The sequence below is a fragment of the Acinetobacter sp. S4400-12 genome (assembly GCF_024129495.1).
Lineage (GTDB): Bacteria > Pseudomonadota > Gammaproteobacteria > Pseudomonadales > Moraxellaceae > Acinetobacter > Acinetobacter lwoffii_C.
This window is the reverse complement of sequence record NZ_JAMXYB010000001.1, coordinates 1-21987: the sequence shown is the minus strand read 5'-3', so window position 1 is coordinate 21987 and position 21987 is coordinate 1. Positions and strand designations below refer to the sequence as shown.

The 21987-nt window shown below is 46.7% G+C and carries 14 protein-coding genes and 2 rRNA genes; 5 read left to right on the top strand and 11 right to left on the bottom strand.

Going from position 1 to position 21987, the window contains the following annotated elements; all coding sequences use genetic code 11:
- Positions 1 to 105: 105 nt before the first annotated feature.
- From parC to NI461_RS00060, 5 genes are all read right to left on the bottom strand, one after another.
- Positions 106 to 2325, bottom strand: coding sequence for a DNA topoisomerase IV subunit A (parC, locus tag NI461_RS00080; RefSeq protein ID WP_253156040.1), 2220 nt, complete (start codon positions 2323 to 2325; stop codon positions 106 to 108).
- A 166-nt stretch (positions 2326 to 2491) separates the two neighbouring features.
- Positions 2492 to 3811, bottom strand: coding sequence for an MFS transporter (locus NI461_RS00075; protein WP_151206612.1), 1320 nt, complete (start codon positions 3809 to 3811; stop codon positions 2492 to 2494).
- A 131-nt stretch (positions 3812 to 3942) separates the two neighbouring features.
- Positions 3943 to 4587: a trimeric intracellular cation channel family protein gene (locus tag NI461_RS00070; protein ID WP_151205032.1), complete on the bottom strand. Its 645-nt coding sequence runs from the start codon at positions 4585 to 4587 to the stop codon at positions 3943 to 3945.
- 61 nt (positions 4588 to 4648) lie between these two features.
- Positions 4649 to 5116, bottom strand: a complete 468-nt coding sequence (locus NI461_RS00065) for a YchJ family protein (RefSeq protein ID WP_151206611.1) — start codon at positions 5114 to 5116, stop codon at positions 4649 to 4651.
- 74 nt (positions 5117 to 5190) lie between these two features.
- Complete coding sequence (locus NI461_RS00060) at positions 5191 to 6768, bottom strand: TerC family protein (RefSeq protein WP_151206610.1); 1578 nt, start codon at positions 6766 to 6768, stop codon at positions 5191 to 5193.
- Positions 6769 to 7077: 309 nt separating this feature from the next.
- Here NI461_RS00060 and NI461_RS00055 point away from each other — a divergent pair, with 309 nt between their 5' ends.
- Positions 7078 to 7698 carry a TIGR00730 family Rossman fold protein gene (locus NI461_RS00055; protein WP_151205035.1) on the top strand — a complete coding sequence of 207 codons (621 nt, stop codon included), beginning with the start codon at positions 7078 to 7080 and terminating at the stop codon, positions 7696 to 7698.
- 71 nt (positions 7699 to 7769) lie between these two features.
- On the opposite strand, the gene NI461_RS00050 is transcribed toward NI461_RS00055, so the two are convergent.
- Positions 7770 to 8735 carry a hypothetical protein gene (locus tag NI461_RS00050; RefSeq protein WP_151205036.1) on the bottom strand — a complete coding sequence of 322 codons (966 nt, stop codon included), beginning with the start codon at positions 8733 to 8735 and terminating at the stop codon, positions 7770 to 7772.
- A 492-nt stretch (positions 8736 to 9227) separates the two neighbouring features.
- On the opposite strand from NI461_RS00050, the gene mdtD reads away from it, so the two are divergent.
- The 4 genes from mdtD to NI461_RS00030 all read left to right on the top strand — a co-directional run bounded on the left by mdtD (position 9228) and on the right by NI461_RS00030 (position 13556).
- Entirely contained in the window at positions 9228 to 10619 is a 1392-nt protein-coding gene (gene mdtD, locus NI461_RS00045; protein ID WP_151206609.1) for a multidrug transporter subunit MdtD, read from the top strand.
- A 50-nt stretch (positions 10620 to 10669) separates the two neighbouring features.
- On the top strand, positions 10670 to 11455 hold the full coding sequence (locus NI461_RS00040; protein ID WP_253156038.1) for a glycoside hydrolase family 25 protein: 786 nt from the start codon (positions 10670 to 10672) through the stop codon (positions 11453 to 11455).
- A 181-nt stretch (positions 11456 to 11636) separates the two neighbouring features.
- Positions 11637 to 12692 (top strand): DNA polymerase IV, encoded by a 1056-nt coding sequence (dinB, locus tag NI461_RS00035; RefSeq protein ID WP_151206608.1) that lies wholly within the window; start codon positions 11637 to 11639, stop codon positions 12690 to 12692.
- Positions 12693 to 13202: 510 nt separating this feature from the next.
- The gene (locus tag NI461_RS00030) at positions 13203 to 13556 is read left to right on the top strand and encodes a RidA family protein (RefSeq protein ID WP_151205040.1); all 354 of its coding nucleotides are present in this window, start codon (positions 13203 to 13205) and stop codon (positions 13554 to 13556) included.
- A 79-nt stretch (positions 13557 to 13635) separates the two neighbouring features.
- On the opposite strand, the gene NI461_RS00025 is transcribed toward NI461_RS00030, so the two are convergent.
- From NI461_RS00025 to NI461_RS00005, 5 genes are all read right to left on the bottom strand, one after another.
- Positions 13636 to 14184, bottom strand: a complete 549-nt coding sequence (locus NI461_RS00025; RefSeq protein ID WP_151205042.1) for a DUF2726 domain-containing protein — start codon at positions 14182 to 14184, stop codon at positions 13636 to 13638.
- A 398-nt stretch (positions 14185 to 14582) separates the two neighbouring features.
- Positions 14583 to 16973: a YgiQ family radical SAM protein gene (locus tag NI461_RS00020; protein ID WP_151206607.1), complete on the bottom strand. Its 2391-nt coding sequence runs from the start codon at positions 16971 to 16973 to the stop codon at positions 14583 to 14585.
- Positions 16974 to 17136: 163 nt separating this feature from the next.
- Positions 17137 to 18339 (bottom strand): MFS transporter, encoded by a 1203-nt coding sequence (locus NI461_RS00015; protein ID WP_253156036.1) that lies wholly within the window; start codon positions 18337 to 18339, stop codon positions 17137 to 17139.
- A gap of 142 nt (positions 18340 to 18481) precedes the next feature.
- Positions 18482 to 18596: ribosomal RNA gene (rrf, locus tag NI461_RS00010) — 5S ribosomal RNA — on the bottom strand.
- Positions 18597 to 18785: 189 nt separating this feature from the next.
- Positions 18786 to 21678, bottom strand: a 23S ribosomal RNA gene (locus NI461_RS00005).
- Positions 21679 to 21987 lie beyond the last annotated feature (309 nt).

The window sequence follows — 21987 nt, the reverse complement described above, 5'->3', positions numbered from 1 at the left end:
TTTCAATTCCGCCTGTCGTTTTTAGACTTGTATGTGTGCGGCCTTGCATCCATCTTGTCGAATCGTTGCTCATATATAACGTATTTTATAAGATGGATGCTAGTATTATCTTTGAATCAACAGTTTATTTGCTTTTTGATATCCACGCGGTAAAAGGTGTCCTTTTGCTCCCCGCTTGCCTATATACTTTTGCAAATCGTCCCCTTTTAATTTTAATTGCTGCTGTCCTGCAAAGACTTGAAGCATTTCATCCAGATTCAATATTGCCATGGATAAAACCTGATCCTTATCCTCGAGTTGTATCAGTTTATTACCTTTACCCTTGTTCAGTACAGGTAATTCTGACAACTCTACCAGCAGTAAACGGCCGGCAGAACTGAGCAGTGCAAGATAGGCCGCATTGTCAACTGACTGTAGGTTCATGATCTGCGCGCCTTCTGACAAATTCAGGAAAGCTTTGCCAGCTTTGGCATTGGTATCCAGCTGTTTGGCCTGGGTTTTAAAGCCATACCCCTTGCTGCTGATTGCCAGAATTTCAGTTTCATCTTCCGCCACCAAGACCTGCTTGAAACCCACTCCACTTGCCGGAGAAAGTTTTGAACTGAGAGGCTCACCCAGTCCGCGTGCTGAGGGCAGACTGTTGATTGGCAAGGCATAGCTGCGTCCCGTTTCATCCAGCAGATAGACCCGCTGATTGGATTTGCCTTGTGCATGGCTAAGATACTGGTCTCCGGCGCGATAGTTCAGCTTCTCGGCATCGACTTCATGACCTTTGGCACAGCGAATCCAGCCAGCCTCTGACAACACCACCGTCACTGGATCGGCAGGCAACATCTCCGACTCATCAATGGCAGCAGCTTCAGCCCGCTGTACGATCGGCGAACGGCGATCATCCCCGAATTTTTTGGCATCCTCTTTCAGTTCAGAAATGATCAGGGTCTTTAAAGACTCCGGATTGGCCAGCTGTTCACGAATAACTGCAGCTTTGGCTTCCAGTTCTTCCTGTTCACGGCGTAGCTCCATTTCTTCAAGTTTGGCCAGATGGCGCAGTTTAAGCTCAAGAATGGCTTCAGCCTGAATCTCATCTATCTGGAAACGCGCCATCAGTACCGGTTTAGGCTGATCCTCTTCACGAATAATCTGAATCACTTCATCAATATTCAAATAAGCAATGATCAAGCCACCCAGGATATGCAGACGTTTTTCAATCTTGTTCAGATGATATTGTAAACGGCGGGTGACTGTCGTTTTACGGATTTCAATCCATTCCAGTAAAATACGGCGAATCGATTTTACCTGTGGACGGCCATCGGCACCGATCATGTTCATATTGACGCGATAACTGGATTCCAGATCAGTGGTGGCAAATAAATGGCTCATCACCGATTCAGCATCAATACGATTGGAACGTAGCACAATCACCAGACGCGTCGGGTTTTCATGATCCGATTCATCACGCACATCGGTCACCAGCGGCAGTTTTTTTGCCTGCATCTGGTCAGCAATCTGGGTAATGATTTTAGAGCCGGACACCTGATAAGGCAGCTCGGTAATTACGATTTCATTTTTATCAATCGTATACACGGCGCGCATCCGGTAACTGCCACGACCGGTGGTCTGGATTTTAAGCAGTTCTGCTGGCGGGGTGATAATTTCCGCTTTGGTCGGCAGGTCAGGGGCAGGAATATACTCTGCAATTTTGACATCGGTCAGATTCGGATTACGAATTAAAGCGATGGTACCTTTTACCACTTCACGCAGGTTATGCGGCGGAATATCGGTGGCCATCCCGACTGCAATCCCGGTGGTGCCGTTAAGCAAAATATTTGGTACACGTGCAGGCAGATTGACCGGCTCTTTCATTGAACCATCAAAGTTGTCCTGCCAGTCACAAGTGCCCTGCCCCAGCTCGGATAACAGCAGCTCGCTGTATTGTGACAGCTTGGCTTCAGTATAACGCATCGCAGCGAAAGACTTCGGATCATCCGCTGAACCCCAATTACCCTGTCCTTCAATGAACGGATAGCGATAACTAAAAGGCTGAGCCATCAATACCATGGCTTCATAACAGGCTAAATCACCATGCGGATGATATTTCCCCAATACATCGCCCACGGTACGTGCAGACTTTTTCGGCTTGCTGGTCCATTTCAGTCCCAGCTCGCTCATGGCATAGACAATACGGCGCTGAACCGGTTTTAAACCATCACTAATATGGGGTAATGCACGGTCCATGATCACGTACATGGCATAGTTAAGATATGCCTGTTCAGTAAACTCTGCTACGGAACGGTTTTCTGTCGCATGATGCGCAAGGCTTGTCATAACAACCTATAGTCCTAAAATTCGTTTTTGTATCAATTAATGTTTCTTATGCTAAATCGCGGCTGTAAGCTGCACAAGGGCATCAGCCTACACAGCGCGACAAATCGTGTCTTATGGGCTAAAAATATCCATTTTGCAGGGTCTGAGCAACCAGAAATTCGCGCTGCTACAATCCCATGGATTCCAGTGTACGGCCTTTGGTTTCTTCACCGAGGATTAAAATCACCAAAGCCACCAGAATCAACACCCCGGTAAACATGGTAAATACATAACTGAAACCGCTTGGCATGATCATTAAATGGGTTACTGCAAAGGGCGCCACAATACCGCCAAGACGGCCAATTGCCCCGGCCCAGCCTGAACCGAAAGCACGGATATTGGTAGGATACTGCTCTGGTGTATAGGTATAGAGCACTCCCCAGGCACCCAGGTTAAAGAATGACATCAAACAGCCCCAGACCACAATTTCAGTGACACTGCCGGACTGGCCAAAGAAATAAGCTGAAAGTGCACACATGCCGATAAAGCCGGCCAGCGTCAGTTTGCGCCCCAGTTTCTCTACCAGCCAGGCAGCCACCAGATAGCCGGGTAACTGGGCCAGAATCATGATCAGCACATATTCAAAAGACTGCACGATACTATAGCCTTCTTTGACCAGCAGACTCGGTAACCAGGTAAAAATACCGTAATAGGAAAAAATAATCCCGAACCAGATCAGCCAGAGCATCAGGGTCCGGCGGGCAAATATCCCTGACCACAATTGGCTAAAGGAAATATTCTGTTTTTCTGCCACCGGTTTGACCTCAAAGATTTCAATAACCTCGACCCCACATTGCGCTTCAATCTTTCTCACCAGTGCATGTGCTTCATCCAGACGGCCCCGATTGATCAAAAACGGAATGGACTCCGGTACCATTTTCCAGATCACAATCGCATACAGGGCCGGAATTCCACCAACCAGAAATGCGGTATGCCAGTCAAAAGTTGGAATTACGAAATAGGCAATCAGTGCGGCACACAACCAGCCCAGCCCCCAGAAACTTTCCAGCAAGACAATAAACCGGCCACGCACATGCGCCGGAATATATTCACTGACCAAGGTCACGGCCACTGGAAGCTGCCCACCCAGTCCCAATCCCACCACAAAACGGCAGACCAGTAACCAGGTCAAATTAGGAGCAAAGGCACAGGCCGCAGTTGCCAGACTGTAAACCACCAGAGTCCCGGCAAACACGGTTTTACGGCCCCAGCGATCTGCCAGGCCTCCTGAGCAGATCGCCCCAATCGCCATTCCCACAAAACCGATAGAAACCACCCAGCTTTTTTCATCCGCGCTCATCTGCCAGTCTTCTGCCATTTTGGCCAGAATAAAGGAGATTAGTCCGGTGTCCATAGCATCAAACATCCACCCCAGTCCAATCACCACGAGTAAGGTATAGTGAAATTTACCGATTGGTAGGCGTTGCAAGCGGGAAACTAAGTCCATAATCAATCTCTGTGCAGGTGAACGGAAACCACTGTTTTCCCAACAAAAGTAGGAGCGAGTTTATTTTTATACTCTGCATTAAAGCAGAAGCGAGCCGATCCGGCTCGCTACATCAAGAAAAACCGACAAAATCAAGAAGCGTCTTTGGAAGAAGCAGATTGCTCATCATTATCTTTATAAATGAATTTTGGCATTTCCAGTCCAAAATAAATGGCAATCAGGCGCAGGCTAAAACCAAAAATCAGGGTTGAAATGACGGTAACTTCCAGCGACATACCGATATGGGTACAAAGCCAGTAGAAAATGACCGATACAAAGGAAATACTGGCATACAGTTCGCGACGGAACACCAGCGGCACATCATTACATAAAATATCGCGTAAAATACCGCCTGAAACTCCAGTCAATACACCGGCCACGGCGCTGACCACAAAGCCATGTCCCATTTCCAAAGCAATTTGACAGCCAATAATGGTAAAGCCAATCAGTCCCAGAGCATCTAAGATCAGGAAAATATTACGCAGATGACGCATCCATTTGGCAATCAGGATGGTCACAAAGGCCGCACAACAGGTCAGCACCAGATATTCAGGATGTTTCACCCAGGTCAGGGGGTAATGCCCCAACAGCACATCACGGACTGAACCACCGCCAAGTGCCGTAACACAGGCAATCAGCATCACCCCAAACCAATCCATACTGCGCTGACCAGCGGACAATGCCCCGGTCATCGCTTCTGCGGTAATGGCAATAATATAGATTATGAGCAACAACATCGCCCTGCTTCCACCTGAGGCTTTGAGATGGCAGATATTCTAAGCTAAATCACTCGAAAAGTTATAGAAATTGCTCACAACATTGTTTAAGTTTTTTCCCTGAACCACAAATACAGGGCTGCTTCATGGTCAGCCTCTGCTCTAACGTCGGATCTAGAAAATACCAGCGTCCCGCCTGTTTAACAAAATGTGAAACTTCATGATGAACCTGGACCTGTTTGCCATCATGGAAATGGGCCTTAAATTCGACCAGCGCATGGCTTTTATCCAGTTTTTCATTGGCCTGTACAATGTCCAGCTGTAGCCACTGATTCGAGACACTCCAGTCATGAATGGCGGGAATATCCAAAGCCTGCTGTTGCCCTAAAGCAGTCGTAGACTGAATATAGTCAATCTGCTGTCTGGCAAAAGCACTATAGCGGGAACGCATCAGCTGTTCTGCCGTGATAGCCGCTTGCTGTCCTTTATGCAACGGCTCACAACAGCTTTCATATTCACCCAATCCGCAAGGACATCCTGACATGTTCATTTCTCATAAAAAATAGCCCGTTGAAGCGAGCTATTTTATCAAAGTTTCAATTCCAGATTTGCTGCCGAAGCCATTTAATCTGAACTTGGTACCTGAGGAATAATATGCACCTTCTCGATTTTATGGCCATCCATGGTCACCACCTCAAAGATATGACCATCGGCTGTAAATTTCTCGCCATTTTCTGGCAAACGCCCCATATGGAACAGGATATAACCAGATAAAGTCGAATATTCTTCCAGCTCATTCACCAGGTCACGGTCCAGAAGCAGCGAAACATGACGAATATCAATTGAACCTTCAAGTAACAGGCTGCCATCTTCCAGACTTTCTGCCGAGGCTTCCAGTGCATCTTCATCCGGGAATTCACCAGCAATTGCTTCCAGCACATCAATTGGCGTGGCGATCCCTTCAATAGAACCATACTCATTCAGGACCAGTGCCATTTGTAAGGGTGCCTGACGCAGTTGATCCATTACCATTAAAACCTGCACATTTTCATGCACGATGACTGGCTCTCGCAGATGCTTTTTAAAGTCAAGCAGGCCAGTTTCAATATATTCATTCAAGACTTTATGGGTCAGCACCACACCAGCGATATTGTCCAGCTCGCCATGTGCCACGATCAGACGCGAATGGCTCATGTTCAGCAGCTGGTTCTTGATGCTGTCCTCGCTTTCATTCAGATCGATCCATTCCAGTTCAGGACGTGGAGTCATGACCGACTTGACCGGACGCTCGGATAATCCCAATACGCCCTGCACCATCACGCTGTGATAGACGCTGTTTTCGCTATCAAACACCTCATCGGCAAATGCACGGGTCGCCAGCACATCTTCAGGCTCAGGATGGTCTGTATCTTTGGCCGGTTTTCCGCCCAGCATCCGCATCACGGCTGAAGCCGTACGATAACGCAGGTCAGTCGTTGTCACCATTTTTTCCTGGTTACGTCGCATGGTCTGGTTGACAAATTCCACGATAACCGAGAAGCCAATCGCCGCATACAGATAGCCTTTTGGAATATGGAAACCAAAACCTTCGACCACCAGCGAAAAGCCGATCATCATCAGGAAACCCAGACACAGAATGACCACGGTTGGATGTTTATTGACGAAATCCATCAGGGCTTTGGAAGCCCACAACATAATGCCCACCGCGATAATCACTGCAATCATCATAATAGACAGATGATCAACCATGCCGACTGCGGTAATGACACTGTCGAGTGAGAACACGGCATCCAGCACCACAATCTGTACGATGACCATCCAGAAGACTGCATGTACCGGATTTTCTTCTTTCACATGCGGTTTGGATTCAATCCGCTCATGTAACTCCATGGTGCCTTTAAACAGCAGGAACACCCCACCAAATAGCAAGATCAGGTCACGCCCTGAAAATGGATGTTCCAGAATATGGAACAGCGGTTCGGTTAAAGTCACCACCCAGGCAATTGAAGCCAGCAGCACCAGACGCATTAACAAGGCCAGCATCAAGCCGACGATGCGGGCGGTATTTCGTTGCTCTGGCGGCAATTTTTCCGCCAGAATGGCAATAAAAACGAGGTTATCAATCCCGAGAACAATCTCAAGAACAACCAGGGTGAGCAAGCCTACCCACGCAGACGGGTCTGACATCCATTCAAAAATCATGGGTGAACCTCCTGAAGATCAGTGAGTCCCTGTGTGCTGATGCCAGACTGCGGTTCAGCTTGATTATTCTGTGTTGTGTTATGGCGATGAATCTGCTTAAAGCGCCAACTTCGACTACCCATGTAAGTTCTATTGTTGTGAAACAGATTTTCAGTATAGCAAGATCAATCTGAATTTCATCAGTTTTCATGCAAGCTACACAGATTCGGAGCGAATCACGCCCAGATCAACGAGCGACTGATGGAATTGTCATATTTTTTTATTAAGTTGCAGCCGCCAGAGAAAAAAATGATAAGGTGAAGAAAATAAATGCAAAGTGTAAAAGAAATGACCGATTATTTTAAAGATAACTCCCCCAAAACAACGCGTCCTTTGGTCGCCCTTTATTGTGGTTCTCGTGCCGGAAATAAACCTATTTATCAGGAAAAAGCCATTCAGCTCACCCAAGGGCTGGCCGAACACGGTTTTGGCCTGGTATATGGCGGTGCCAGTATTGGTCTAATGGGCCAAGTGGCTGACACCATGATTCAGCATGGCGGAGAGGCAGTGGGAGTCATTCCCGAATTCATGCTGGATTATGAGATTGCCCATCATCAGCTGACCGAACTGCATATTGTGACCAGCATGCACCAGCGCAAAGCCCTTATGGCAGAACGTGCTTGTGCTTTTGTGGCCTTACCCGGCGGTCTGGGCACGTTTGAAGAAATTCTGGAAATTGCCACCTGGGGCCAGCTCAACCAGCACCAGAAACCGATGATGTTGTATAACGTGAATGGTTTTTATGATCCGCTGATTGCCCAGCTTGATCTTGCAGTACAGGAAGGCTTCTTGCCACCCCAACACCGTGCCAAACTGATTGTGTGTGAACACGCTGACCAGATTTATAACAGCTTGCTGAATCTGGATACGCCAAAACGCTTTGTTGGCTAAGTCTTCCCGCATCAAAAAGCGGGCCTGATGCCCGCTTTTTGATGCCTATATTTTTACAATTTTCAAACCGCTTAACCCGAAATCAGATTATAGAACCACGGCAAGGTCGTCGCCAGAAATATACTGATTGCCAGACCTAACATCAGTTTCATGGCATCTTTGCTCACATTGCGGGAAGTACGGTGCTTGTTGACTTCATTAATTAGCATCGACATGGCAAATTCACGACCGGCCAGCAGTCCCAGGAATACCCAGGTAGTACTCATTGGGATATTGCTCCACTCTTTAAACACCAGCAGAATAAGCGCATACATAAAGTCAATGATGGTGGCAGCACGCACATCGGTCACGCCGGTTTTGGTATCGACAATATTCTGGATGGCGCCACCACGCTGATACAGGATGACACCCAGCAGCAGAACAAAGACAGAAATGGCAAATAGCAGGAATTCAAACGGTACCTGACGCGGTACATACACAAAGATATTGGCCAGATCCTGAATCAGCCACTGGCTCCACAGGAATGCCGTTGACAGCCATTGTAAGGCCACCCACAAACGGGAATGCTGCTGATCACGGGTTTCACTAAAATAAACCGACAGCTTGTTCACCACAAAGCGGTAGATGATGATTGCGGCAAAAAAAGCCACCGCATAGCCCATCATGGACTTGGTCAGCATTGAACCCAGACTGCTTGGGGAGAAAATTGTCAGGACCAGGAATGTGGTACTGACCGGAATACCATATTTGGTCAGGAGAATCAGGAGCAGAGGCGGCACGACATAGAGCCAGGTAATACCACCCTCAGGGAAAGGAATCGTTTCCAGACGCCCATAAGAGGCATCCCCGACACCAGAGCTATACCAGCCGTAGATCAATACCACGACCAAAATAGTGCTGATATAAATCCACAGCAGCCACCAGGGACGGTGGGAGTTTGACGAAATAAAAGTACCCAAGGTTTGGGGTACGTCATTCCCGACAATTGAATAGGCAGCTAAACAAAAGCCAATTACCATTAAAATTTCAATAGTCATAAAAAAAGAAGCCTATATCATCTGTGGACATTCACGAACCTATCGCTAACCCACCATAAAATTGTGACAATACTATGTCATCTTTATGACAGTTTAGTGAAAGCATTTGATTCTTTCAGTAAAAAAGAACCGGTTGTTTTAGCGCCTATTTATACTGGAAATTTAATTCTTATTTTAAGGTGATTGAGATAGCTATGATGTTCAATAAGGACTCATCTGTATAATAACTTCATCCGTTCCGGTTTTACAGGGCTTTTCCATAAACACCTGGCCATGCCGCATACAGCCCACTGTCACTCGATTTTATACTTCAGCTTTATTGGAAACATCAACAATCAGCTCTCTACCGGTCATTCCGCTGCGCACACTGTTTATTTATTGTTTTGTGACCACATCGTGTAAGAAATATTGTCTACTTTCCCACCGCCCTGCACTTTGCTTTACACTATAATTCAATTACATATTTAGACTTAATTGCCCAGAATCAATCGAATGAATGCCACGCCGACTCATCAAGCCCTGCAACCCGAATTCAGACTTTTGGTCTTGCTGGTCTCTATCGGTTTTTTTATGCAGGGTCTGGACACCACCATTATCAATACTGCGTTGCCTGCCATTGCAGCCAACCTGCAGGAAGATCCGCTACGGATGCACAGTGTGGTGGTGGCCTATGTCCTGTCCGTTGCTGCCTGTATCCCGCTGAGTGGCTGGCTGGCTGACCGTTTTGGAGTCAGAAATACATATTTTATAGCGATTATTATCTTCTCTTTGGCCTCACTGGGCTGTGCCTGGTCAGATAACCTGAACGAGTTGCTGGTCTACCGAGTGTTTCAGGGCATCGGTGGTGCCCTACTACTTCCCGTCGGACGACTGGCGATGCTGAAGATTATTCCGCGAACCCAGTTTTTATCAGCCATGAGTCTAATGAGTCTGGCCGGGCTCATTGGCCCCTTGATCGGCCCCACCTTAGGCGGCTGGATGGTTGAATATCTCTCCTGGCACTGGATTTTTCTGATCAACCTCCCTATTGGTTTAATAGGGGTGCTGATTACCTTTAAAGCCATGCCCAATGTAACTGAAGCTGCAGTACAGCCTTTTGATTTTTTTGGTTTTCTCTTACTGCTCATCGCCATGATTGGCCTATGCCTGGGGATTGAGAATTTTGCTAGCCCGCAATATCCGCTCTGGTGGAGTTTGGGGCTGATCGGGGGCAGTTTACTGAGCAGCCTCATGTATGCCTATCATTCGCATACGCATCAAAATGCCCTGTTTCGCAGCAACCTGTTTAAAAACCGGATCTATTCAATTGGCATCCTGGGCAATTTCTTTGCCCGCCTAGGGGGTAATGCAATTCCTTTTTTACTGCCTCTAATGCTGCAGGTGGCTTTTGGCTTTGAACCCTTCATTACAGGCTTGCTGATGATTCCGGTGGTACTGGGGTCTTTGGCCTCCAAACCGATTATCCGCAAAATCATCCAGCGCTTGGGTTATCGCCGGGTTCTGCTGGTCAATACCCTGATGGTGGGTCTGTGTATTGCCAGCTTTGCCCTGACGACGGCAGAGACCCCAATCTGGCTCAGGGCCATTCATTTCTTTATTTTTGGGATTCTGAACTCTCTGCAATTTGTCTCGATGAACACCCTGACCTTAAAGGATTTAAGCCAGCAAGATGCAAGCAGCGGTAACAGTTTCCTGTCAATGATCATGATGCTGTCGATGAGTATCGGGGTCGCACTGGCAGGGACACTGGTGAATATGCTGAGTGCCTATTTTGGCCCCGAGCAGCTAGACAGTGCTTTCCATGTGTCTCTCATCTGTCTGGGTGCCATCAATATTATTGCCGCGTATATTTTTTGGCATATCCCCAAAAACACCTTGGTCTAGGGCACAATATGAGTTCAATATTGGCAGCTCCAGACAGGGCATAATTCAGCATGAAAGCAGCTCCCCCTTCCGCGTTCTGGAAAAAACACTCCGTAATAGCAACTGGGCTGCTGCTGACTTGCGTGCTAGGCACGGGACTCTATGTTTTCTTCCTTAAACAGCCCTCTGCGCATGCGGCGGACTATCCGGTTCATGGTTTTGATGTATCTCATCATCAAAAAGAAATTGACTGGAACCAGATTCCGAAACAGAAGTATCAATTTGTCTATCTAAAATCGACCGAAGGCGGTGATTTTAAAGATAGTCGGTTTCAGCACAACTGGCTCACAGCACGTGAACAAGGCTTTTTGGTGGGGGCTTATCATTTTTACCGGCTCTGCCGGGATGGCGCAATTCAAGCACAGAATTTTATCGACACAGTGCCCTATAAAAGCGATGCACTACCACCTGCGATTGATCTGGAATATGACAGCACGTGTATTCAGCACTATTCCAAAGAGCAGCTGCTCAACCAAATCCAGATCATGCATGACAGGTTAAAAAACCATTATGGCAAGCAGCCAATCTTTTATGTGTCTAAGTCATTTTATAATCTTGTGCTGGCAGGCTCTTTTGCAGAGGTTCCGCTCTGGGTACGCGAATATCAAGGTTTGCCCGACCTAAAGGATCAACCCCACTGGACTTTCTGGCAGCATAGTAGCCAAGGTAAAATTCCCGGTATTCACACCTCGATGGACCTGAATGTCTTTTATGGTTCAAAACGGGAATGGAATCAATTTTTAGAACAAAATGGTATTCCTCCTCAGAAGCAGTCCGCACCTTTCATCCAGCAATAGCTTTACTCTGCCCGGTTTAGAGTTTAATCTTGCTCACGGTTATACATCCGAAAATTATTCATCTGGCCTAAGATTCTGGAAAAGCTTGGATGGCCACAGAGCGCCCTATTGAGTGGAGCCGCACCTTATTTAGCCATACTTGTTCTTTCCAAGCCGCACAAAGCCACTTAAGATCTTGGATATGCGCAAAATTATTCATATCGATATGGATGCTTTTTATGCCTCGGTCGAGCTGCGTGAACGTCCAGAATTACACCACTTGCCTGTAGTAATCGCTGCACATCATCCCCGGGCGGTGGTGGTGGCTGCCTCCTATCCTGCCCGGGAGTTTGGCCTGCGCTCTGCCATGTCCATGACTCAGGCCCGTAAGCTTTGTCCTCAGGCGATTGTGATTGAGCCAGATTTTGCCAAATATCGTCAGGTATCTGCAGAAATTCATCAGATTTTACAGTCCTACAGCAAAATTATTGAACCCCTCTCTCTAGATGAAGCCTATCTGGATGTGACCGAAAACCTGCAACAGATACCGAGTGCAACTGAAGTTGCCATGCGTATTCGGGCAGATATTTTTCAAAACATAGGACTGACTGCGTCTGCTGGTGTGGCGCCCAATAAGTTTCTAGCCAAAATTGCCTCCGACTGGCACAAACCCAATGGCATTTGTGTGATTAAACCCTCACAAGTACAACGTTTTATTTGGGATCTTCCACTCAAGAAAATTCCGGGGGTCGGCAAGGTCACTCAGGAAAAGCTGAAAAACTTACATCTGAATACTCTGGGCGATTTGCAGCAGGTTGAAGAGACGGTGCTAATTCAGCATTTTGGTAAATATGGACAACGCCTGTTTTTATATGCCCAAGGGATTGATGAGCGGCCGGTAGAAGCAGAACGGGAACGTCAACAAATTTCCAAAGAAATAACTTTTGATGAGGATCTGTATTTATCCGAATGCCAGCCTTATTGGCAGCCCTTAATTGCCCAGCTCTGGTATAGTCTGGACAAAAAGCGGCTCACTGCTCGTGGCGTCACTGTTAAATTAAAAATGAAGAACTTTCAGATCATGCAACACAGCAAGAGCTTCAGGCAGCTGCTGCGTAGTCCGCAAGAACTGGAGCAGGCCTTAACTTTATTGCTGCAAGAGATGCATCTTGATCCCCAGCTCCAGTTCCGGCTGATCGGACTCGGTGTCTATCAGCTTGCCGCCCATGAAATGGAGAGCCAACTCAGCCTGCTTTAAGCCGGTTTTGTACAAGTTTTAGACACTGGTTTAAAAATACCGCAACTTTATTTTCACATTTTGTTTTTTTAGAGTAATCTATCTGCGCAATGCATTATCCATGTATATGCCGAGATGCTGAAAATCACCTTTACTTTCAGCATAATGTCCTGTGATTAGCGTGACGATCAAATCCGAAGATTACAGGGCAACTCTGATATAGCGTATGGAATGCCTCGATAAATCCTCCCCCTCTATTGTTCAAGAACAACCTGCGTGTAAAGCAGCACTCTCCAATTTCATTGGTCTGTAGCCGACTGCTAGGATTTTCTTGCCTACAGCACTGTTGACCACCCACATGTTTCAAGACCCGTTTTTCCACAATACTGGCGGCGGTTTTATCCTATTTATTGCGCATCCTTAGTGATTTGGGCAGACGGTTCATGGCATGATGTAGCGATCTATCTAACGGCAGGTTGTCTACTCACCCGTCTGGTAGCAGCCTTGATACCCAAAACACAGGATTCACTCATGTCTGTTCAACGTTTGCATGTCTCCCAACGCTTTTCTGAGATTGCCATTGCCGGCAATCTGGTTCATCTGGCTGGTCAATTGGCCACAGACCTGAGTTTAGATATTCGAGGTCAAACCCAGCAGACTCTAGATCTCATTGACCAGTTCCTGGCAGAGGCGGGTACTGATAAAAGCCAAATCATGTCCGTGACTATTTACCTTAAAGATATTGAACAAGATTATGCAGCCTTTAATGAAGTCTGGGATGCCTGGGTTGCAGATATTCAGGCCTTGCCTCGTACCTGCGTAGAAGCCAAGCTGTATGATCCACAAGTGTTGGTGGAGCTGACGGTGGTGGCTGTTAAACCCTAAAATATAGAACAGTTAAATCTGGATGGCCTCAAAAAAGCATGCACCCTGCATGCTTTTTCTATTTCTGGCGCTATTCATGCTAACCCACGGCCTTTATCTTGCGTCGTTCCAAATCTGAATAGAGATGATATTTTTTTATATCATTGATGGCAGTATATTTCGGATTTTTTTCAGCCTGCTCCTGCTCTTTCAGGAAGTCATGCCGCAGCTGATAATATTCAGGCACATCTTCATAGCGAATCACCCGATAACCGGCCATATTCAGCAAGGCATCCTGAAAATGCGAATTCTGCGGACGTTTGAGCAGCAATGGATCATCCAGAGCCACTACGGCCATCACCTGATATTGCTGATCCAGAATCACAAAATCTGCAATCAGATTACGGTATTTATGCCGTGTACGGTTAAATTTGGTGGTCAAAAGCGAATCATAAGATACATGAGCCAATATCGTATATTCCGGCAAAACTTCTTTGAGCCGGGTCAAGGTCAATTGCTCGTTTAAATTAAAGATAGCTCGCTGTTTGAGAGCACTATCTTGGGGTTGAGGTCTGTCCCTTACACTCTTCCATGCCGCGAGTACGACACACAAGAGCAAGAAACTCCCAATCATAAGGTAGGTAGTCATGACTCTGTCCCTGCATTTTTATAATCTTTCTTGTTTTATTGTTGTTCAATATATACCCCAGATTTTATGTTGAGCAGTCTTAAACACATACGAATGCAATAAACATACAACTGTTATCAAATTCAAGGGGAAATATAATCCAGTACACCACTGCTCAGACCTCCTGTCCGGACAGGTGTAAATCACTGATTGTGAACTTTAAAGCACTTATACCCGACTGTACAATACTCATTCATCCCATTGTCAGACAATTCCGACAAAGTGTTATTTCTATAGCATTTTTTCTAGCACCCGGATCAATATATAAAAGCGCTTTTCTTACAGTAAGTACTCAAAAACTCTATCATTGACCTATTGAATAAAAAAAGACACCGAAGTGTCTTTTTTATAGAGATGGTTTAAGTACGCGATTTTGACTTAGGGTTGGCTTTCGGTTTTGCAGTTCCGAAAGGTTTTTTGGAATCACCGGTTTCACGTGGTGGCAGGCCGGTATGCTGGGTCAATAGCTGGCCTTTCTTTGGACGCGCGTTAGAATTCTGGTTGCGATGACCATTCGAATTGCTCCGTTTTTGTGAATCCCCTGCAACCGTCGAGTTTTTCTTGCGTGCTGACTGATATTGTCCTTCCGCATTTTGTGGCTGGTAGGCTGGAATCAGATGCTGTTTTGAATTCCCGATCAGGTCGGCCCGTCCCATTTCTTTCAGTGCATCACGCAGTAAAGGCCAGTTGTTTGGATCATGATAACGCAAGAAAGCTTTATGCAGGCGACGACGCTTTTCCCCTTTCACCACGTCGATATCTTCGGTATAACGAGCCACTTTTGCCAGTGGGTTTTTACCGGTGTAATACATCGTGGTGGCTGTGGCCATCGGTGATGGATAGAAGGTCTGTACCTGATCAGCACGGAAACCGTTCTTTTTCAACCAAATTGCCAGGTTCATCATGTCATAATCGGTTGTACCGGGATGCGCCGCGATGAAATAAGGAATCAGATACTGCTCCTTACCTGCTTCTTTACTGAAGCGCTCAAACATCTGTTTAAAACGGTCATAGGTGCCGATGCCCGGTTTCATCATCTTGGATAATGGACCTTTCTCGGTATGCTCTGGTGCAATCTTCAGATACCCACCGACATGATGCGTGACCAGCTCTCTGACATATTCCGGATTCAGTACCGCAAGGTCATAACGCAGACCAGAACCGATCAGAATCTTTTTAATGCCCGGCAAGGCACGTGCTTTACGGTACAGCTGCGTTAATGGTGCATGGTCAGTATGCAGGTTTTGACACACGCCCGGGAATACACATGACGGCTTACGACAATTCTTCTCAATCTCAGGATCTTTACAGGCCAAACGGTACATGTTGGCGGTTGGGCCACCCAAGTCCGAAATAATGCCAGTAAAGCCCGGCGCCGTATCACGAATCTTCTCCACTTCACGCAAAATTGATTCTTCAGAACGGTTCTGAATAATACGACCTTCATGCTCGGTAATTGAACAGAAAGTACAGCCACCAAAACAGCCACGCATGATATTGACCGAAAACTTGATCATATCAAAAGCCGGGAAGCGTGCCTCTCCATAACATGGATGTGGCAGACGTGCATAAGGCAGGTCAAACACATAATCCATCTCTTCGGTGGTCAGTGGAATCGGTGGTGGATTGATCCACACATCACGCTCGCCATGTTTTTGTACCAGCGCACGCGCGTTCCCTGGATTGGTTTCCAAATGCAGAATACGGTTGGCATGTGCATACAGCACCGGGTCATTGGCCACTTCTTCAAAAGAAGGCAAACGAATCACTGCTAATTCACGTGGCGGTAATTTGTGTTTAATCGCTTTAGATGCCGGTTGTAGCTGCACAATTTGCGTATCTGGATCAAGCTGATCCCCTTCACGCACAATCGGGTTGGCTACCACTTCTTTCTGGAAATTCTGATATTGAGTTAAGCTGTTGCCTTTTTCTTTTTCAATTTCACAGCCATCAATATCTTCGCTCATCACATATGGGTTGATGATCGGGTCGACACGACCAATGGTATCGACATCATTCGATGCGATTTCTACAAATTGGGCTTTTGCCGCACGGTTATGTTTATTGATAATAAATGCAGTACCACGAACATCCGTAATCTGATGAATTTTTTCACCTTTGGCCAGACGATGCATGATCTCAATAATCGAACGTTCACCGTTACCATACATCAGTAAGTCTGCTTTAGAGTCCATCAAAATTGAACGACGGACTTTATCTGACCAGTAATCGTAATGCGCGATACGACGCAGCGAACCTTCAATCCCACCTAACAATACTGGCACATCTGGGAAAGCTTCACGACAACGCTGACAATAGACGGTTGCAGCACGGTCCGGGCGTTTATTCGGCTGGTTATCTGGAGAATAGGCATCATCCGAACGGATTTTACGATCCGCCGTATAACGGTTGATCATCGAGTCCATATTACCGGCAGACACCCCCCAGGCAATATTTGGCTTGCCCAGTACACGGAAGGCTTCTACATTGGTCCAATCCGGCTGGGCAATAATCCCCACGCGAAAACCTTGTGCTTCCAGTACCCGTCCAATAATCCCGGTCACAAATGACGGATGATCAATATACGCATCACCGCAGACAAAAATAAAGTCACAACTGTCCCAACCGAGTTGGTCCATTTCCTCGCGTGACATCGGCAAAAAAGGCGCGGGTTCAAAACATGACGCCCAATATTTGTCGTAATCAAACAACGCTTTAGGCGCGGTCTGAGCGGTATAAGCAGTAGACATGGCTAGCAATTCTCGGCTGGCAGATGGAAGATCAGAAAATAGATCAAAGATGAAAGCCGACTATTTTAGCATGAATTCATTTCGGGTTGCTTGATTATAATTTATACAAAAGGCGATCCTATTATATTTGCAGGAATAGGTCATCGCGATGAGCTTAAATCGGCTACTTGGTTGAAAATTCTTTTAAACGAAGAGTCAGTCCTAGTCCGAGCAACAAAAATAAGCCAACAAAAATACTCAAACCATTCCAGCCAAACTGCTCCCACACCCATCCACTAGAGCTGCCCAAAAAACTTGAACCCAGATAATAACAAAACAGATATAAAGATGAGCCTACGGCACGATATTGCAGGGAGAGAACCGAGACCCAGCTACTGGCTGTTGAATGTGCAGCAAAAAATGCAAAAGTAAAAATCAGCAGCCCCATAAATACTGCCATCACGCTATTCCATAGCATTAGCACCAGGCCGAGCAACATCACTATTATCATTCCCAGCAAAACCTGTAAACGACCAAATTTCCGACTCCAAGAAGATGCCTTCGGTGAACTGTAAATACCGGTCAGATAAGTGATGGATATCAATCCAATCCAGGCTTGAGACAGGTGAAATGGGCTTTCTAGCAAACGATAGCTGAGATAATTAAAGATGGAAACAAAGCAGCCCATCAAAATAAAACCCTGTAGAAACAAGATACTGAGTTTCGGATCACGCCAGCTATACTGAAAAGCCGTTTTAAACCGGCGCAACTGTATCGGATACGCTTTGAAGTGGCGGGAATTCGGCAACAGACCAAGGAAAATAAAAGCAATCAGCAGATTAAGCACACCAATGATCAGAATGGCCGACTGCCATGAAATAAAATCTACCAGTACTCCGGCAATCATGCGACCACTCATTCCGCCAATTGCAGTTCCAGAAATATAAAGGCCCATGGCAAAGCCAATATCTTTTTCAGCAATTTCTTCACCAATATAGGTCATTGCCACTGCTGCAACACCACTGACTGCTAGTCCAATCATGATACGTGTACTTAAAAATACCGGCCAGATCGGTAACACAGCACTAAGTAGCAGTAATAGTGAAACAGAAAATAACGACCAGACCATTACTGGTTTACGGCCAAAACGGTCTGAGATGAAGCCAGTGAATAATAGACCGATGGCCAGTGCAATGGTTGAAAATGACAGGGGAAAACTGCTCTGCGCAGGAGAAGCCTGAAAATAGTCTGCCAGTATCGGCATCATCGGCTGGATCGCATATAAGGATGAAAATATAGCAAAACCAGCCAGAAATAAAGAAAATAAGACAGCTTTAAAGGTAGTTGAGCCGTATTCGATATGGCTTGAAGATGAATTTAGGGACATATCCGCTCCGTCGATGAGTCTAGTATACGTCATCCTCGCTGTAATCATGACGATGAAGATTGTTGATATTTTCCTTCTTATTTTTTTCATTTTATAAAAAAGAAATCCCCCTGCTTTTTAGCAGGGGGATTTTTGAATAATGAGCTGGCGATGACTTACTCTCACATGGGTAACCCCACACTACCATCAGCGCAAAGAGGTTTCACTTCTGAGTTCAGGAAGGGATCAGGTGGTTCACTCTTGCTATGGTCGCCAGCACAACTGTTTATGGACTTGTTCGGGTCTTATCTGACTGCTTTGCAGTGTTTGCCTTACTTGGTACCAAATAGAATACATTAACAGGGATATCTGAGTTGAATATTGTCGTACTAACGAGCTTCTGAATCAAGCTGTTTTGCTGAATATCGAATCAATTGCGCTTTATACAACAACTGTTTGGGTGTTGTATAGTCAAGCCTCACGAGCAATTAGTACTGGTCAGCTTCATGTATCGCTACACTTCCACATCCAGCCTATCAACGTCGTAGTCTTCAACGGCTCTTTAGGAGACATAAAGTCTCGGGGAAATCTTATCTTGAGGTAGGCTTCCCGCTTAGATGCTTTCAGCGGTTATCCCTTCCGAACATAGCTACCCGGCGATGCCACTGGCGTGACAACCGGTACACCAGAGGTTCGTCCACTCTGGTCCTCTCGTACTAGGAGCAGATCCTCTCAAATTTCCAACGCCCACGGTAGATAGGGACCGAACTGTCTCACGACGTTCTAAACCCAGCTCGCGTACCTCTTTAAATGGCGAACAGCCATACCCTTGGGACCTGCTTCAGCCCCAGGATGAGATGAGCCGACATCGAGGTGCCAAACACCGCCGTCGATATGAACTCTTGGGCGGTATCAGCCTGTTATCCCCAGAGTACCTTTTATCCGTTGAGCGATGGCCCTTCCATACAGAACCACCGGATCACTAAGACCTACTTTCGTACCTGCTCGACTTGTTGGTCTCGCAGTTAAGCGCGCTTTTGCCTTTATACTCTACGCGTGATTTCCGACCACGCTGAGCGCACCTTCGTACTCCTCCGTTACTCTTTAGGAGGAGACCGCCCCAGTCAAACTACCCACCAGACATGGTCCTCGTCCCGGATCACGGGACAGAGTTAGAACCTCAATATTACCAGGGTGGTATTTCAAGGATGGCTCCATGGCAACTGGCGTCGCCACTTCAAAGCCTCCCACCTATCCTACACAGGTAAGATCAAAGTTCAATGTCAAGCTGCAGTAAAGGTTCACGGGGTCTTTCCGTCTAGCCGCGGGTACACCGCATCTTCACGGCGAATTCGATTTCACTGAGCCTCTGCTGGAGACAGCGCCGCCATCATTATGCCATTCGTGCAGGTCGGAACTTACCCGACAAGGAATTTCGCTACCTTAGGACCGTTATAGTTACGGCCGCCGTTTACTGGGGCTTCGATCAAGAGCTTCGCTTACGCTAACCCCATCAATTAACCTTCCAGCACCGGGCAGGCATCACACCCTATACGTCCACTTTCGTGTTTGCAGAGTGCTATGTTTTTAATAAACAGTTGCAGCGGCCTGGTTTCTGAGGCTGCCAGCAGCTCAAGGAGCAAGTCCTATCACCACCGGCAGCGTACCTTCTCCCGAAGTTACGGTACCATTTTGCCTAGTTCCTTCAGCAGAGTTCTCTCAAGCGCTTTGGTCTACTCGACCTGACCACCTGTGTCGGTTTCGGGTACGATTCCTGTGTAACTGAAGCTTAGAGACTTTTCCTGGAAGCATAGTATCAGCCACTTCACCAGTAAACTGGCTTGCTATCAGTTCTCAGCATAGAGCACCCCGGATTTGCCTAAGATGCATGCCTACAACCTTTCACCTGGACAACCAACGCCAGGCTGACTTAACTTACTCCGTCCTCTCATCGCATTACACAGAAGTATTGGAATATTAACCAATTTCCCATCGACTACGCCTCTCGGCCTCGCCTTAGGGGTCGACTCACCCAGCCCCGATTAACGTTGGACTGGAACCCTTGGTCTTTCAGCGAACGGGTTTTTCACCCGTTTTATCGTTACTCACGTCAGCATTCGCACTTCTGATACCTCCAGCAGACTTCTCAATCCACCTTCATCGGCTTACAGAACGCTCCCCTACCACTTACGCATAAGCGTAAATCCGCAGCTTCGGTACTATATTTTAGCCCCGTTACATCTTCCGCGCAGGCCGACTCGACTAGTGAGCTATTACGCTTTCTTTAAAGGGTGGCTGCTTCTAAGCCAACCTCCTAGCTGTCTATGCCTTCCCACATCGTTTCCCACTTAATATAGATTTAGGGACCTTAGCTGGCGGTCTGGATTGTTTTCCTCTTGACTACGGACGTTAGCACCCGCAGTCTGTCTCCCGGATAGTACTCATTGGTATTCGGAGTTTGCATCGGTTTGGTAAGTCGGGATGACCCCCTAGCCGAAACAGTGCTCTACCCCCAATGGTATTCGTCCGAGGCGCTACCTAAATAGCTTTCGGGGAGAACCAGCTATCACCGAGTTTGATTAGCCTTTCACCCCTATCCACAAGTCATCCCCCGGCTTTTCAACGACGGTGGGTTCGGTCCTCCAGTTAGTGTTACCCAACCTTCAACCTGCTCATGGATAGATCACCCGGTTTCGGGTCTATACCCAGCAACTAAAACGCCCTATTAAGACTCGATTTCTCTACGGCTCCCCTATTCGGTTAACCTTGCTACTGAATATAAGTCGCTGACCCATTATACAAAAGGTACGCAGTCACCGAACAAGTCGGCTCCCACTGCTTGTATGCATGCGGTTTCAGGATCTATTTCACTCCCCTCACAGGGGTTCTTTTCGCCTTTCCCTCACGGTACTGGTTCACTATCGGTCAGTCAGGAGTATTTAGCCTTGGAGGATGGTCCCCCCATATTCAGACAAGGTTTCACGTGCCTCGCCCTACTCGACATCATTATCTAAGCCCTTTCGTGTACAGGACTATCACCCACTATGGTTGCACTTCCCAGAGCATTCCACTAAAACTTAGATAACTTAATGGGCTCTTCCCCTTTCGCTCGCCGCTACTGAGGGAATCTCAATTGATTTCTTTTCCTACGGGTACTGAGATGTTTCACTTCCCCGCGTTCGCTTCAATAACCTATGTATTCAGTTATTGATACCTACCTTATGGTAAGTGGGTTTCCCCATTCAGACATCTCCGGATCACAGGATATTTGCCGCCTCCCCGGAGCTTTTCGCAGGCTATCACGTCTTTCATCGCCTCTGACTGCCAAGGCATCCACCACATGCACTTAATTACTTGACTATACAACCCCAAACAGTCGTCCATCCCTACAAGTAGGATGAGCAACATGATTAACCAATTTCTCAGTCAATCACACAGTTGGCGTTTGTGCACTTAAGCACTGTACAGCTTCAATTAGATTCATATACCAAAACGCTTGATTCAGTTAATTTCGCTAGTTCTCATTTCAAGTACAGTCATTAACAGGTAATAAATTACTGTTAACTTCCGTTCTATCTATGAGTATGAACAAATTATTTCAACTCAAATATATGCTGTTAATGATTTTTCTAGCCTTCGTCAGGTCTAGAAACTGTGATAAATCACAGA

Bases quoted from the DNA above. Each gene is read 5' to 3' on its own strand.
- NI461_RS00020 (WP_151206607.1), bottom strand. From the start codon at position 16,973: ATGTCTACTGCTTATACCGCTCAGACCGCGCCTAAAGCGTTGTTTGAT.
- NI461_RS00015 (WP_253156036.1), bottom strand. From the start codon at position 18,339: ATGTCCCTAAATTCATCTTCAAGCCATATCGAATACGGCTCAACTACC.
- NI461_RS00055 (WP_151205035.1), top strand. From the start codon at position 7,078: ATGCAAAGTGTAAAAGAAATGACCGATTATTTTAAAGATAACTCCCCC.
- dinB (WP_151206608.1), top strand. From the start codon at position 11,637: ATGCGCAAAATTATTCATATCGATATGGATGCTTTTTATGCCTCGGTC.
- NI461_RS00065 (WP_151206611.1), bottom strand. From the start codon at position 5,116: ATGAACATGTCAGGATGTCCTTGCGGATTGGGTGAATATGAAAGCTGT.
- NI461_RS00025 (WP_151205042.1), bottom strand. From the start codon at position 14,184: ATGACTACCTACCTTATGATTGGGAGTTTCTTGCTCTTGTGTGTCGTA.
- NI461_RS00040 (WP_253156038.1), top strand. From the start codon at position 10,670: ATGAAAGCAGCTCCCCCTTCCGCGTTCTGGAAAAAACACTCCGTAATA.
- NI461_RS00070 (WP_151205032.1), bottom strand. From the start codon at position 4,587: ATGTTGTTGCTCATAATCTATATTATTGCCATTACCGCAGAAGCGATG.
- NI461_RS00060 (WP_151206610.1), bottom strand. From the start codon at position 6,768: ATGATTTTTGAATGGATGTCAGACCCGTCTGCGTGGGTAGGCTTGCTC.
- NI461_RS00050 (WP_151205036.1), bottom strand. From the start codon at position 8,735: ATGACTATTGAAATTTTAATGGTAATTGGCTTTTGTTTAGCTGCCTAT.
- NI461_RS00030 (WP_151205040.1), top strand. From the start codon at position 13,203: ATGTCTGTTCAACGTTTGCATGTCTCCCAACGCTTTTCTGAGATTGCC.
- mdtD (WP_151206609.1), top strand. From the start codon at position 9,228: ATGAATGCCACGCCGACTCATCAAGCCCTGCAACCCGAATTCAGACTT.
- parC (WP_253156040.1), bottom strand. From the start codon at position 2,325: ATGACAAGCCTTGCGCATCATGCGACAGAAAACCGTTCCGTAGCAGAG.
- NI461_RS00075 (WP_151206612.1), bottom strand. From the start codon at position 3,811: ATGGACTTAGTTTCCCGCTTGCAACGCCTACCAATCGGTAAATTTCAC.